General features: G+C 55.1%; 13 protein-coding genes and 1 riboswitch. Of the genes, 5 read left to right on the plus strand and 8 right to left on the minus strand.

The features are described from left to right. Positions 1-227: 227 nt before the first annotated feature. Positions 228-668, minus strand: a complete 441-nt coding sequence (locus tag BLQ82_RS05465; RefSeq protein ID WP_082722733.1) for a pyridoxamine 5'-phosphate oxidase family protein — start codon at positions 666-668, stop codon at positions 228-230. A 262-nt stretch (positions 669-930) separates the two neighbouring features. On the opposite strand from BLQ82_RS05465, the gene BLQ82_RS05470 reads away from it, so the two are divergent. Then, the gene (locus BLQ82_RS05470; protein WP_062525091.1) at positions 931-2,391 is read left to right on the plus strand and encodes a hypothetical protein; all 1,461 of its coding nucleotides are present in this window, start codon (positions 931-933) and stop codon (positions 2,389-2,391) included. 27 nt (positions 2,392-2,418) lie between these two features. Here BLQ82_RS05470 and BLQ82_RS05475 read toward each other — a convergent pair whose 3' ends face one another. Further along, a complete protein-coding gene (locus tag BLQ82_RS05475) occupies positions 2,419-4,104 on the minus strand; it encodes an ATP-binding protein (protein WP_074647900.1) in 1,686 nt (561 codons plus the stop codon). 36 nt (positions 4,105-4,140) lie between these two features. Continuing rightward, on the minus strand, positions 4,141-5,205 hold the full coding sequence (locus tag BLQ82_RS05480; RefSeq protein ID WP_062525087.1) for a cobalamin-dependent protein: 1,065 nt from the start codon (positions 5,203-5,205) through the stop codon (positions 4,141-4,143). 182 nt (positions 5,206-5,387) lie between these two features. Beyond that, positions 5,388-5,499, plus strand: a riboswitch (TPP riboswitch). 126 nt (positions 5,500-5,625) lie between these two features. On the opposite strand from BLQ82_RS05480, the gene BLQ82_RS05485 reads away from it, so the two are divergent. The 4 genes from BLQ82_RS05485 (at position 5,626) to BLQ82_RS05500 (ending at position 8,820) form a co-directional block, all read left to right on the plus strand. Next, complete coding sequence (locus tag BLQ82_RS05485; RefSeq protein ID WP_062525085.1) at positions 5,626-6,681, plus strand: ABC transporter substrate-binding protein; 1,056 nt, start codon at positions 5,626-5,628, stop codon at positions 6,679-6,681. Between the two features lie 46 nt (positions 6,682-6,727). Continuing rightward, positions 6,728-7,021: a thiamine-binding protein gene (locus BLQ82_RS05490; protein ID WP_062525083.1), complete on the plus strand. Its 294-nt coding sequence runs from the start codon at positions 6,728-6,730 to the stop codon at positions 7,019-7,021. Continuing rightward, positions 7,018-7,779: an ABC transporter permease gene (locus tag BLQ82_RS05495; RefSeq protein ID WP_062525080.1), complete on the plus strand. Its 762-nt coding sequence runs from the start codon at positions 7,018-7,020 to the stop codon at positions 7,777-7,779. The genes BLQ82_RS05490 and BLQ82_RS05495 overlap by 4 nt, the downstream gene beginning before the upstream one ends. Before the next feature lie 201 nt (positions 7,780-7,980). After that, positions 7,981-8,820 (plus strand): ABC transporter ATP-binding protein, encoded by an 840-nt coding sequence (locus BLQ82_RS05500; RefSeq protein WP_074647958.1) that lies wholly within the window; start codon positions 7,981-7,983, stop codon positions 8,818-8,820. Positions 8,821-9,320: 500 nt separating this feature from the next. Here BLQ82_RS05500 and BLQ82_RS05505 read toward each other — a convergent pair whose 3' ends face one another. The 5 genes from BLQ82_RS05505 to nfsA all read right to left on the minus strand — a co-directional run bounded on the left by BLQ82_RS05505 (position 9,321) and on the right by nfsA (position 13,690). After that, the gene (locus tag BLQ82_RS05505; protein WP_062525079.1) at positions 9,321-9,923 is read right to left on the minus strand and encodes a response regulator transcription factor; all 603 of its coding nucleotides are present in this window, start codon (positions 9,921-9,923) and stop codon (positions 9,321-9,323) included. After that, a complete protein-coding gene (locus BLQ82_RS05510) occupies positions 9,920-11,071 on the minus strand; it encodes a sensor histidine kinase (protein WP_062525076.1) in 1,152 nt (383 codons plus the stop codon). Before BLQ82_RS05510 ends, BLQ82_RS05505 begins: the two co-directional genes overlap by 4 nt. 6 nt (positions 11,072-11,077) lie before the next feature. After that, a complete protein-coding gene (locus BLQ82_RS05515; protein ID WP_062525073.1) occupies positions 11,078-11,815 on the minus strand; it encodes an ABC transporter permease in 738 nt (245 codons plus the stop codon). Further along, positions 11,812-12,726 (minus strand): ABC transporter ATP-binding protein, encoded by a 915-nt coding sequence (locus BLQ82_RS05520; protein WP_062525071.1) that lies wholly within the window; start codon positions 12,724-12,726, stop codon positions 11,812-11,814. Before BLQ82_RS05520 ends, BLQ82_RS05515 begins: the two co-directional genes overlap by 4 nt. Before the next feature lie 211 nt (positions 12,727-12,937). Further along, positions 12,938-13,690: an oxygen-insensitive NADPH nitroreductase gene (gene nfsA, locus BLQ82_RS05525; protein ID WP_062525070.1), complete on the minus strand. Its 753-nt coding sequence runs from the start codon at positions 13,688-13,690 to the stop codon at positions 12,938-12,940. Positions 13,691-13,701: the final 11 nt, after the last annotated feature.

Raw genomic sequence — 13,701 nt, forward strand, 5'->3', positions numbered from 1 at the left:
ACCATGCAACCTAGCTCGGTCGCTCAGGTCTGTCCGCTTCATTGTGCAGATGAGGACCCAATCCTCTTGAACTGCCTATATCATACTAATATTTCTAATATTTTAGCATTTCATAATTTCCCAAACGATAAAAAAGCCATCCCGGAACCGTTAGGTTCAAAGATGGCTATACCTGTATCCCAAAGATGGCGTCTGCCATAAAACCGGGGTTGCTTGCCTTGCTTCCCCTACTTGCCGGAGACCGCCGCCGAACCTTGCCAGACCCCATGCTGCTGGTCCTTGCCCATATATTCTATCCGTGTCGGCTGCAGCTCAAGGATCACATAGTCGGGGTCATCGGGACCCTTGAACCACTTCTCCAGTTCTTTGTTCCATACTTTGGAACGGAGGCTTTCATCCTTGGTCACGGCAACTGTCGCTTCAATCTCCAGCACATCCTTGCCGCCGCCCTGTTCATATCCAAGCAGCAGAAAAGCATTCGGGTTATCCCGCAGCTCCTCTACCTTATGCGTTTTGCGGTTGGTAGCCAAATAAATCTGAAGTCCTTCATGAAATACCGCCATATAACGCACCTTAGGTTTATTGCCGGCTTCTATCGTGCCGAAGGACCCGAACTTGTTGTCATCCAGCGTCTTGATGATCGTCTGCTCCAGCTCTCTGTTATCCATTGACGACATAGCTCCTTTCTAATCATGCGGATATAAGTTTATATATCCACGCCCGCAGTTTGGATTTATGATAAACACGTTGCTTATAATAGTGTACCCGTACTGAGGGTATTGAATCCCGCGTCCAGCCATAAACCCATTACAGAAAGGGACCCCGGGGCTTGGCGCTTTTGCCGCCCTGCTGTTCCTGCTTAGCGTGGCAGCCTGGAAATTAGGGTAATATAGAACGTGTAATTATCCTGTGTGTAAGGGTGGAACCATAATGCCTGAACTTAACCCGGCAGATGCCGAACCAACACTACATACCGCGCTGCTGCAGTTTATTTTCCCCTTCTCCCTTAAAGAGGGGGAGGACATGAATCTAATCCGGCAATTGACGCAGGATGGCTTCACCCGGTTTTTTCTTAGCAACAAAGAGTTGGAGGATGCTTATTACGGCGAAGGCTACTGCGTGTCCCATGAAAAAATGGAGCGCAGCTACCTCCCGTTTGCCGCCCATGTGCTGTTTCCGCGGGAGAAGGACAGGGATTCCTTCCGCCGTTTTTCCCGGGCCAACAATCTCTCCTGCAGGCTGGATATGCCAGCTCAGTCCGTTCATTTTCAGGTACTCTCTACAGATGTGTTCATCTGTCCTTTCGAACTCGGGTTCCTGACCATCAGAATCCGTATAGAGGAAGAGATGCTCCCTTTCAGTGTTGCCCTGGAATTCGCTGACCGCTTCCGCACACTGGAGGATGTCTCCTACCAGGACAAACAGACCACCATTCATTGCCATGACAGAACTTTTGAGCAAGTAGAGGATTTTGTGTTCAGGCATCTGGCGCGCGGGCTGGAGCCTTTTCTGGACCCTTCGGAAATCAACGGGGCGTATTTCGAAACCCTGCCGTTTTTTGTGGATGAACGAATGCTGGTTCAGGCCTTTTATGGTTTTGACCGGCGGGAGGATACAGGGGGGATCAGCGAGGCGCTGCGCTACCGGGCTTCCCAGCTGGACGGCCTGACTCCGGAAGGCAAGCCCCACATCAGCGCCAGCGATCCCGGTTATATTGAGGATTACTGCCGTGAGCATTCCTACAGCCGCTGGGGACCGGAAACCTACTATATGACGAATGAGCAGACATTCTGCTGCCTGAGCCGGGCTGAACCCGGGCTTGCCACCCAGCTTGTGAACCAGATGTACGGGGAATACTATTACGGGCTGCTGCTGAGTATTTTTCACAAAATAGTACTGCTGAAACTGGCTAACATGCATTCCCGTCTGCGCATTAACCATGATTACGACGAAATTGAGAAGCTGATTTTTCTGATCAACAAGTTCTCGGCCAAATTTTATTTTCTGGAGCTGATCTCACAGTCCCAGGGGAGAGAGATTTTTTTCCAGCTCCGCAAGGTTTACGGCAATGATGCCCTGTTCGAAGAGGTCAAAATGACCCTGAATGACCTGTTTCAATACCAGGATAAATTTCAGGCCAAACGAAGGGATACGCTGCTGATGATCCTGACGGTGTTCACGGTAGTCAGCGGTATTTATGGCATGAACCAGGTGATCGAAGACCTTAAGGGCAAGATTGAATGGAGCAAAATGCTGGAGTACTCCCCATTTGAATATCTGGCGCTGTTCGTTGCCTTAACGGGCATTGCCGTCAGTATCGGGCTGAGCCTGAAGCAGCTGTGGAGCGGAATCCGCAGCCGCCGCAGAAAAAGATATCAGGGCCATGACTAAACGTGCAAAAAAAAGAGCCCGCCAAAACTACAGCAGGCTCTCCAGTTCCCGGCACGCTTCCGCATATGCAGGGGCAAGCTTCGGCAGCACCAGTGCAGCCGGTTCATATTCACCCTCTCTGGCATGGCGCTCAACCGCCGCGCACAAATGGGCGAAGTACTGCGCTCCAATGCTCAGGCTGCCTGATTTGAGTCCGTGGGCCGCGGCCGCCATCTCAGGAAGGTCCCTTGCAGCAAATGCTGCCTCCAGGGCCGCCAGCCGGAGCGGCGTGTCATTCTTGAACATCTCCACCAGCGCCTGGAGCAGCTGCGGCGCCTCTTCCCCGTCCATTTCCCGGATACCGGAAATCATATCCTCATCCAGCACCGGGATGTAAGCCTCGGGGCTGAACCATCTGTCCAGCAGCTGCCTCAGCCGCTCCAGGTTCAATGGCTTAACCGCCCAGTCATCCAGACCTGCCTGGAAAAACTGTGCCCGGCTCTCCTCCGATCCATCCCCGGTCACCCCGATGATGGGAATTCTGGGCCTTGTCCCGGAAGACTCCAGCTGGCGGATTCTACGGACCGCTTCCCCTCCATTCATGCCGGGAAGCCCGCTGTCCATCAGAATAAGCCCGTACTCTCCCTGCTGCCAAGCTTCGATAGCCTCCTTGCCGCTGCTGACCAGCCGCACATCCATAATGCCCAGCTTCTTCAGCTGCAGCAGCAAGAGGGTGCTGTTGAGGCCGTTGTCTTCTGCAACCAGCACCGGCTGGGTGCTGAAACGGGGCTCCGGCAATACCGCTTCACCCTCGGGAGATGATTCCTTCAGACTTAGCGTTTTATCCAGCGCAATCTCAAACCGGAAGGTAGAGCCCCGGCCGGGGGCGCTGTCCACTGTAATCGTTCCGCCCATCAGCTCCACCATGGACTTGCATATAGACAAGCCAAGCCCCGTGCCTTCCCCTGCCATCGCCAACTCGCTGCTGATCTGTGAATAGGGCCGGAACAGCGCAGCCTGATCCTGCAGTGAGATGCCGATGCCCTCATCCCTGACCTCGAAGCACAGGTGCTGCCGGGCCGCATCCTCTCGAAGCAGGCTTACAATCATTTCCACTTCGCCGTTCTGTGTGAACTTTAGTCCATTTCCCACCAGATTGATGAGGACCTGAAGAATTTTCGACGAATCCCCGCTTAGAGTATGGTCTACTCTGTCCGCAATCTGCCATTTCAGAACATTCCCGCGCTTCGCGGCAGCCGTGGAGAGCAGCCTGGCCACATGCTCAAGCAGATCACGCAGGTTGAGCGGTGTTTTCTCCAGTTCCATTCTGCTGGCTTCGATCTTCGAAATATCCAGCAGGTTGTTGATCATCTGCAGCAGGTATTGTGCGGATTCCCGGATGACTTCCAGATGGGCCCGCTGCCCGTCCGTCGCCCCTTCAGCCTCCAGAAGTTCGGTCATTCCCAGAATGCCGTTCATCGGCGTGCGGATTTCATGGCTGATTGTAGCCAGAAACAGGCTTTTCGCGCGGTTGGCCTCTTCCGCCTCCTCCTTCATCTCCTTAAGGCCCGCACTGTTCTTGGCAAGCAGCCGGTGCATCGTAATTAATTCATTATTCATCGCGGAGAATTCCGCGAGGGTCTGTTCTTCTCTATGCTGTCCCTGGATCACTTGATGCGAGAGCTGCTCAATTGTTTCCCTCAGTTTCCGGACTTCCTGCTCGTGGTCGGCCATTTCTATATCCCGCCTTTTGTGTAAGTTCTCTGGGTGCTAGTTCCGGGGAATCAGCTGTGCCGCCACTTCCAGCGCCCCATTGGCGTCCGGGGCATAGCCGTCGGCTCCAACCTTTTTCCATAATGCTCGGTCAATATTAAACGGCATTCCGCCGACTAGAATTTTCATGCGGTCCAGCCCGGCATGCGTGCGGATCGAGGCAATCAAACGCTGAACCTCCGACACATGATAAGTCATGGTAATCGAAACGGCCAGGAGATCGGCAGGCTGTTCTTTTAAATAGCGGATCAGTCCCTCTGCGGGCATATTGGAGCCCAGATAGCAGGTGTTCCAGCCCTCCATTTCGAAAAAATCAGCGAGCATCCGCAGTCCGATTTCATGCAGCTCCTCGCCCACACCGACCGCTACCAGCGTTTTTTTGCTTTTCTGTGCTGCCTGAATCCAACGCGGGTAGAGCTGGGAGATAATACTCTGGGTACAAGCTGTACAGTAATGCTCCTGGGCTACAGTGATGCGGCCAAGCTGCCATAGACGGCCAATCTCATACTGGCTGTTCTGAAAAAGATGCAGATAAAGATCACGGATAGGCACACCGTCCTCATGCAGCCCCAGCACGAACTCCGAAGCCTTACGGCGTTCACCGGCCAGAAGCAGCTCCAGGTACTCCTTTGCCTCGCGGAAATAGGGCTTTTCCGGCTGAAGAAAGGTAGGCAGGCTATCCTCTCCGCGCGAGTGGTAAATCCCCATGTCGAGATAGCTTAAAATCAGCTCTTTCTCCGGCGGTTCCACCTGAGAGCTAATAGCATCCTTCATCAGATCCAAATTAATCTGCAGATCCTCAGCCGTAATCTTATACTGGGCGAGCAGCACCTTCAGCCAGATAATATAATTTATGAACAAAAGCGGGCTATCCAGCGCCACACTTTGGGCCAGATACCGGAAATGATAGAGAGAATCCTGCCTGGTTCTTGCGATTCCCGAAGGGCCGAATCTTTGCCGCAGCTCGGGCTGCCGCTCATACTGACGTAAAGTGACTTCTTCCGCCAACTGCTCCGCTAGCACCTTCAGCCGTTCCCCGGCATTTTGCTGGTCAGCCAACATAGGGTCACTCCTTTTTCTGAAACGGAATTGTAGAGCCTTGTCCGTATTATAACATAAGGCCAGGTTACCCCGGCGGGCCTGGACGTTGTTGGCAGATTGCCGCCATTTTGGCAGATGGCTACTGGACAACCCTGCAGGCGACAGCTATAATACACCGTAAGAACACAGCAATACCCATAACTTCATAGTACCAGGGGGGCTGGAATTGGCCGGCTGAGAGTGTATCCCGCAAAGATACTGACCCTTATACCTGATCTGGATAATGCCAGCGTAGGAATCCATTACCCGCTACTCAGCCCATTTGGCCTAAGCGGTCACCTAACGCAACTGCAGCGTCCCGGTCTCCGGGGCGCTTTTTTTTGGTATGGACATCATCAGAATTTGGAAGACTGGGGAGAGCTGGAAGGAGAGAAGAAAGAAATGGGAGTCAAAAAAACACTAATGTTCTGCATCTGCTGCATGCTGGTCCTCGTCATGGCTGGCTGCGGCAGCAATAAAGCAAATTCCGGGGGGAATAGCGCTGCTCCATCCGGAGACAGCACCGCCGCCTCAGCAACGGACGCTCCAAAAGAGCTGACCAAAATAAAGGTCGCTCTGGACTGGACGCCGAATACCAACCATACCGGTCTCTATGCAGCCAAGGAGCTGGGATATTATGCGGAGGAAGGCCTCGATGTAGAAATTGTGCAGCCAGGTGCAGCCGGAGCCGACACGATGGTCACCTCAGGTGAAGCCGCTTTTGGCATCAGTGCCCAGGAGGCGCTCACACTGGCCCGGCTGCAGGATGTGCCGCTCGTCTCGATCGCTGCAATCATCCAGCATAATACCTCGGGGTTTGCCGCTCCGAAAGACCGCAAGATCAAGACGCCCAAAGATTTCGAAGGCAAAACCTACGGCGGCTGGGGCTCTCCGGCTGAAGAAGCAGCCATGAAAGCGATCATGGACCCTGAAGGCGGCGATGTCAAAAAGGTGAAGCTGGTCAATATCGGAGAAGCCGATTTCTTCACTGCCGTGAAACGCGACATCGATTTTGCGTGGATTTTCTATGCATGGACCGGTATCGAAGCCGAGCTGCGCGGCGAGCCGGTTGACATGCTGTATCTGAAGGATTACGCGCCGCAGCTGGATTACTACACACCGGTTCTGACCACCAGCGAAAAGGAAATTGCCGAGCATCCGGAACTGGTGAAGGCTTTCCTTGCGGCTACAACCAAAGGCTATCAATATGCGATCGACAAGCCGGAAGAAGCTGCTGCTATCCTCTCCAAGGCTGTGCCGGATCTTGATCCCAAGCTGGTCCTCGCCAGCCAGAAATGGCTGAGCCCGAAATATAAGGACGATGCCGCCCGTTGGGGAGAGCAAAAAGCAGAGGTCTGGAAAAATTACGCCGACTGGATGTACGGCCTGAAGCTGCTGGACAAACCGCTGGATGCCGCTTCGGCGTTCACCAATGATTATTTGCCGCAAGGCCAGTAATTGTGTGCAAACCCTACGATACCAAACCTGAAAGGATCTGATTGACATGGCCAATACCCTGCTCAGCATTCAAGTCATCCCTAAAACTCCGGACAACGAGGATTCCATTCCTTATGTAGACAAGGCCATTGAGGTGATTCAGCAATCCGGTGTCAAACACCAGGTGAACCCGCTCGAAACCACAATGGAAGGTGAACTGAACGAACTGCTTGAAGTGGTGCGCCAAATGCATGAGGCACTGATCGCATCCGGCAGCCCCAGCGTCATCTCACAGATCAAGATCGCCCATAACCCTACCGGAATCAGCATGGACAAGCTGACGGAAAAATACCGGCCGTGAGATCGTACTGGAACCAAATCTGGCCGCCCCTTGTGGCGGTCATCTTTTTTCTGGGGGCCTGGCAATTGGCGGTTTCCGTGTTTCATGTGCCTTCCTGGATGCTGCCAAGCCCCGGTGATATCGCCCGTGAATCCCGGGGCAATGCTTCGGGCATATGGGCGCATACGGCGGCTACGCTGCGGCTGACCCTGATCGGCTTCCCTGTCGGCACAGGGGTAGGCCTTATTGTAGCTCTGCTGCTGCATTTAGTGCCCTGGCTGAAAAGAGCGCTGTATCCGCTGCTGATTCTCAGCCAGAATGTGCCTTCGATTGCCCTCGGGCCGCTGCTGATCGTCTGGTTCGGGTTCGGGCTGCTGCCCAAAATCGTCCTCATTACACTCGTCTGCTTCTTCCCGGTTGCCGTCGCCGCCATGGGCGGGCTGGCCCAAAGCGACCGGATCATGATGAATTATATGAAAATGGCCGGGGCCGACAAATGGCAGATCTTCACCAAGCTGGAGCTGCCCGGCTCCCTGCCCTCCCTGTTCTCGGGCCTGAAAATCTCCGCAACCTACGCGGTCATGGGCGCGGTGGTCGCGGAGTGGATCGGCGCCGACAAGGGCATCGGCTACTACATGCTGCTGCAGAAGGCCTCCTACCGCACAGACCGGATGTTCGTCGCCATTGTAATTATTGTGCTTCTTAGTCTGGTGCTGTTCGCCCTGATCGCACTGCTGGAGAAGTGGCTGGTCCGCTGGAAGCCGCGCAAGACCTCTTGATACAGGCTGGGCATTACGTTACAGACGCTAAAGATTGAACGATTTAGGCTCTCTGGAAAGGGGTGGACAATCATGACTCGTATTACGGATGCCAAGCACGAAGGAGCCGTAGGCTCAAGTCCTGACGGCAGCCGTGGCTGGACCGGCGGGGGGCAGGCTGAGGCTGAGCAGGCCGATGCTGAGCAGGCTGGTACGACTCGCATGGCCGGACCCGGCGGTGGACGGACTGAGGCTGAGCAGGCTGGGGCGGCTCGGATAGCCGGAGTGCCGCCCGCGCTGGAAGTGAACAGCGTAACTAAAGCTTTCTTCCACCGCCGCCGTGAAACCCTGGTGCTGGATCATGTCTCACTCAAGGTGGAGCCGCAGGAATTCGTCTCCATCGTCGGCCCCTCCGGCTGCGGCAAAAGCACCCTGTTCCACATTATCGGCGGCCTGGAGCAGCCCGATGCCGGAACCATAAGCATGAACGGCAAGCCGGTCACCGGACAGAGGGGCGAGATCAGCTATATGCCCCAGCAGCCCGCGCTGTTCCCGTGGCGGACCATCGAAGACAACGTCCTGCTCGCGGGTGAGCTGAAGGGCGGGCCGCGGGCTGAAGCGCGGGCGGCCGCCCGCCACTGGCTGGACAAGGTCGGCCTTGGCGGGTTCGAACGCGCCTACCCGCATATGCTGTCAGGCGGCATGCAGCAGCGGGCCGCCTTTCTGCGGGCGCTGCTTGCACCGCAGGAGCTGATGCTGCTGGACGAGCCGTTCAGCGCGTTGGATGCGCTGACGCGCAGCGAAATGCAGCGCTGGCTGCTGGAGCTGTGGGAGGAAAACCGCCGCTCCGTGCTGTTCATTACCCACAATATCGAGGAGGCGCTGCTCCTCTCCAGCCGCATCTACGTCTTCTCCGGACGTCCCGGCTCCGTCCTGCATACCGTCGAGGTTCCCTTCCCGCGTCCGCGCCGCGAGGAAATTACGGAATCCCCCGAATTCCTCCAGTTGAAGCGCCAGTTGTCACAATGGATGCGCGAGGAGCAGGCCAAGGCTGCCAAGTAAGCCTGTTGCCATTGCAGTTTGCGGTTCGAGCAGTTTTAAAATTCCAGCTGTCTAGGCGCAGCTGCAATAAACAGGCCCGCTTGCCCTTTATTATCGGGGTAGCCGGGCCTGTTTTTCTATGCCGGTTTAGCATTTAGTGGGAAAAAGTATACTTAAATCTGCATATAACAAGCATAGCTGATCATTAGTGGGAAATAGTATAACTAATTCGGCTCTTGAGGCCCACTCGATGGTTAATAGCCTGAATTAGGTGGAGAAAATCCCACTAAATCCTAAAAACACGCAAATTCCAGCTATTTAAGTGTACAAATTCCAACTAACTTCTCCCACATTCACTTTTCTCCTACTCCCCCGCCGATTTCGGGCCTTCACACTTCCGACTTTCGACTCCCACCTTTACTGCCTTCCGAGTTCCACACTTTCCGACTTTCTGACTCCCAACTTTCCTGGCGTCCGGCTTCTTTACTTTCCGGGTTTCCGGCTTTCCACTGCGCACTCCCCTAGATCCAGCCCTTCTCCTCCGCCAGCCGCACGGCTTCAATGCGGCTCTTCACTTCCAGTTTGTTCAGAATCTCGGATATGTAGTTGCGGACGGTACCATAGGAGAGGTGCAGTGCAGCTGCGATTTCCCCGGCACTCTGGCCGCCGCCGGCCAGCTTCAGGATCTCCCGCTCCCGGTCAGACAGCGGGTTTTCTTCCCGCAGGCTGCCGAAGACAAGCTCGGGAGACACTTCCCGGTGGCCGTCCATCACCCGGCGGATCGCATCCGCCAGCTTGTCTACCGGCTCGTCCTTCAGCAGATACCCTTGAATCCCGGCCTTCACGCCGCGCTCCAAATAGCCCGGACGGGCAAAGGTGGTCAGGATAATGATTTTGGTGGGGCTGCCTTTAGCCTTCAAGGTTTCCGCTACCTCCAGTCCGCTTTTATAGGGCATTTCTATGTCCATCAGGCATACATCCGGTTGAAGCCGTTCAATGACAGCAAGCGCCTCTGCCCCGTCTCCGGCCTCTCCTGCCACTTCAATATCATCCTCCAGATCCAGCAGCGAAGCCATGGCCCCGCGCAGCAGACGCTGATCCTCGGCAATCACGATGCGTATCATGCGGTCACTCCATCCTTTCTTTCCTTGACGACTCTCGGGATGGCAACAGTCAGGACCGTCCCCCTCTTTTCGCCTGAACTCAGCTTCAAAGAACCGTCAATCAATGACAGCCGCTCGGCCATCCCTTTCATCCCGTTGCCTTCGTCCCGCACATGGCCTTCCTGCTCCTGCGGGTGCAGTCCAACTCCGTTATCCTCAATGGAAATCTGCACCTCTCCCTCTGTCATCGCAAGGGCAATGCGGCACCGGTCCGCCCCGCTATGCTTCACAATGTTGGTCACAGCCTCCTTGATGCAGAGACTTAGAATATTCTGAGTAAGGTCTGATACGCCCTCAAGCTGGGCATCGCCCTCGATTTCCATGGCTATATCCGCTGTACGCAGCATTTCCCCCACTTCCGCCAGCTCTTCAGCTACGGATACGGCCCGCATCTCCGACACCAGCTCACGGACCTGGCGCAGCGCCGCACGTGAAATCCGCTGGATCTCCCTGGCTTCGGCCTGCGTACGGCCGGTATCCTTGGCCGCAAGCTTTTCCACCAGCTGGCTCTTGAGGGTAATCAGCGACAGCGTGTGCCCCAGCGTATCGTGCAGGTCCCGGGCAATCCGCATCCGCTCCTCGCGTTTAACCAGCTCCTTGATGACTTCGTTGGCCTGGTCCAGCTCCTTTTCCAGCATTCTTTTGCGGTGCAGTGAACGTATGCCAAACGGGGAGACCAGCATAATAATCATGAACGGGTACAAGAACAGCAAATCCCCTACAGCCATTCCCCAAGTAGCCGTGATCAGCGGGACAAGCACCATGGCCGCGAATACAGCATAAGCCATTTTAAAATGCTTCTCTCCTGTGTACCAGCCGATGAAATTCGAGGTAAAGAAGCCCATAAACAGATCGTAAGGCGTATAGGCTGCACTTAGAATTATAATAATCAGCATCTGCACAGCCAGCCACAGGGTAAAAGCTCTGCCGGTGGCCCAATAAAGCTGCCGGTAGGTCACGGCGAACAGGGCCAGCATCGCTGCGCCAAGCACCAGCTTGATTCCATGCTCCTCTTGCAGATTGATGACCGGAAACAATAAGTATAGGAGCCACATATAAGGGAAAAAGCCGAATCTTTGCGGAAACAACCGGAACTGCCTGCGCGCCATAGTAGATTACACCGCTTCCTGTTTTTTTCGGATATAGACCGATAGTAACATAAAGGCAGCCAAGTATCCGAGTAAAATCAGGATATTGCTCCATTGCGGATAACCCCCGCCAACAATTTCCCAAGCCCCCTCCCCGTAATTATAGGAAGGCAGCCAATGGCCGATCTGCTGCATTACCTTTGGCAGAATCTCCAGCGGCATCCACATGCCTCCGGCAACCGCCAGCCCCATATAGAGCACGTTGCTGACACCGCTCGCCGTATCGACCCGTTTCATGAAGCCCACCAGTGTACCAAGCGCGAGAAAAGGCAGCGAGCCGGCCAGAATCCACAATCCGCTCAGCACCCATTGTCCGGCAGTCAGCGATACACCGTTAATCAGATATCCCGCGGCAAAAATGCAGATCACCGAAAATAGATGCATAAGGGTCTGGCCGAACATTTTACCGGCAAAATAGACGGGAGACGGCAGCGGAGTAATGCGGATAAATGTGTTCCAGCCCTGTGTCCGTTCCTGGACCAGCCGGATGCCCAGCGTCATGATAGCGGACCCCATTACACTGAATGCGGCCATGGACATCAGGTAATGCGCCTGCCACTCTGATACATCATCCGCCCCTGTATTCACCACTCTGGTGAAGATGAAATAGAACAGGATCGGCATTAATAAAGACCAGAATACATAATAGGGATTGCGGAATATCCGCAGCATTTCTGCTTTGCACTGCATAGCAACAATTCTCATCGTTTCATATCCTCCTCGTGGTTGTGGGTCAACTGTTCGAACGCCTCATCCAAGCTTCCCTGGTGAATACGCACATTCCTCACGGCAAGTCCGCCTGTAAAAATCGCCCGGAGCGCCTCGTCCGTATTTTCTGTTACCACATGGATACGGCCGTCCTTGTCATAGCAGTCTATAACGGGCGCCAGCTTAAGCAGCTGTCCGCGCAGAGCTGCCGCATCTCCGGACGGCAGGAAGGACAGCGACTGCTTGACCATTCTCGCTTTGATGTCTTCCGGGCTGCCATCCGCTACGAGTGTCCCCTGGCTGAACAATAGAATCCGGTCCGCAACCTCCTCAGCCTCCTGTAGATAATGAGTCGTGAACAATATGGTTGTTCCCCCGGCAGCCAGCTCCCGCACCGTGTCCCAGAAGCGCCGCCGGGCCGTGGTATCCAGGCCAACCGTCGGTTCGTCCAGGAACAGCAGCTGCGGATTTCCCGCCAGCGCCAGCGCAAAGGCCAGGCTGCGCTTCTGGCCGCCGGATAACTTCTCGGCATAGCGGTTCAGATCGGCCGGAGCGAGCCCTGTCGCCCTGACCAGAAACTCCATATCCATCGGCTGCGGATAGTAGCTGCGGATCAGAGCGATGATCTCGCGGACCTTCAGCCTGTCCATTACGCTCACCTCCTGCAGCATGGCCCCGCAGCGTTCGCGCACCTTCACATCCTTTGGAGCAAGCCCGAATACCTTCACCGTGCCTTCCGTGGGCGTAAGCAGCCCCAGCAGCATCGACAGCATGGTTGTTTTGCCTGCGCCGTTTGGCCCGAGAACTGCTGTAATGGAGCCTTTGCCGATGGTAAAGCTGATGCCGTCAACGGCCTTTTTATCATTAAAGATCTTGCTGACCCTGTTCATTTCAATCACATGGCTCATGTCTGATTCCTCCGTCACCGTATGTTTTTGCTGTACTTCTATGGTATTAAAGAACGGAAGATGACATCAGTATGGACTGTCATTTTTTTCGGGTGACAATTGTCACCTGAATTTCGTTTTTGGACTTTTGCAGCCGATCCCCCTTTACGCGCATCAAAAAAGCCTTCCTGCCAACGCCAAGCGCTGACAGAAAGGCTTACCCCATCCGGCCTTATTTCTGCATAAATCCCTTTTGCAGCAAAAACTCCTTCATCTGCAGGCGTGAAGGCTGGGCAAGGCGCCCCGCCATCATCTCGGACCACGGTGTATCCTTCTGCCCCCCGGTCCGCTGGCGCATGTAATCCCGGGTGATCTCATCATAGACCTTAACCTGCTCTACCGAGGCAGCCGCCTGATAGCCGTTATGATGAAGCACAGCCTGAAGCGGAAGACGCGGACGGATGCCGTTCACTCCGGCGGGATAACCGAGGCACATGCCGAAGACCGGGTAGACCAGCTCCGGCAGGCCCAGCAGCTCCGACAGCTCCGCGATATTATTGCGCACCCCGCCAATATACACGATGCCAAGACCCAGCGATTCCGCCGCAACCGCCGCATTCTGCGCGGCAAGCGCTACATCGACGGTAGCCACGATCAGATTTTCTGTGGACCCCTCATAGGAAGCTGCCCCCTGCAGGTGCGGGCCGCTGATCTCCCGCAGCCGGTACAGATCGGCACACCAGACCAGGAACACCGGGCACTGTTCAATATAGGCCTGATTGCCGGACAGCTTGGACAGCCGCGCTTTCAGATCCGGCTCTGTCACGGCAATGACCGAATATGCCTGGACATTGCTTGAAGTGGAAGCCATCTGGCCTGCCCCGATAATAGCTGCCAGCTGCTCTTCACTCACGGGCTTGTCCTGAAACTGGCGGACAGAGGTGTGGCGGTTCAACAGCTCAAGGGTTTCGTTATTCGGTTTCACAATAGGTTCGC

This window comes from Paenibacillus jilunlii (genome assembly GCF_900102965.1).
In the GTDB taxonomy this organism is placed as follows: domain Bacteria; phylum Bacillota; class Bacilli; order Paenibacillales; family Paenibacillaceae; genus Paenibacillus_AQ; species Paenibacillus_AQ jilunlii.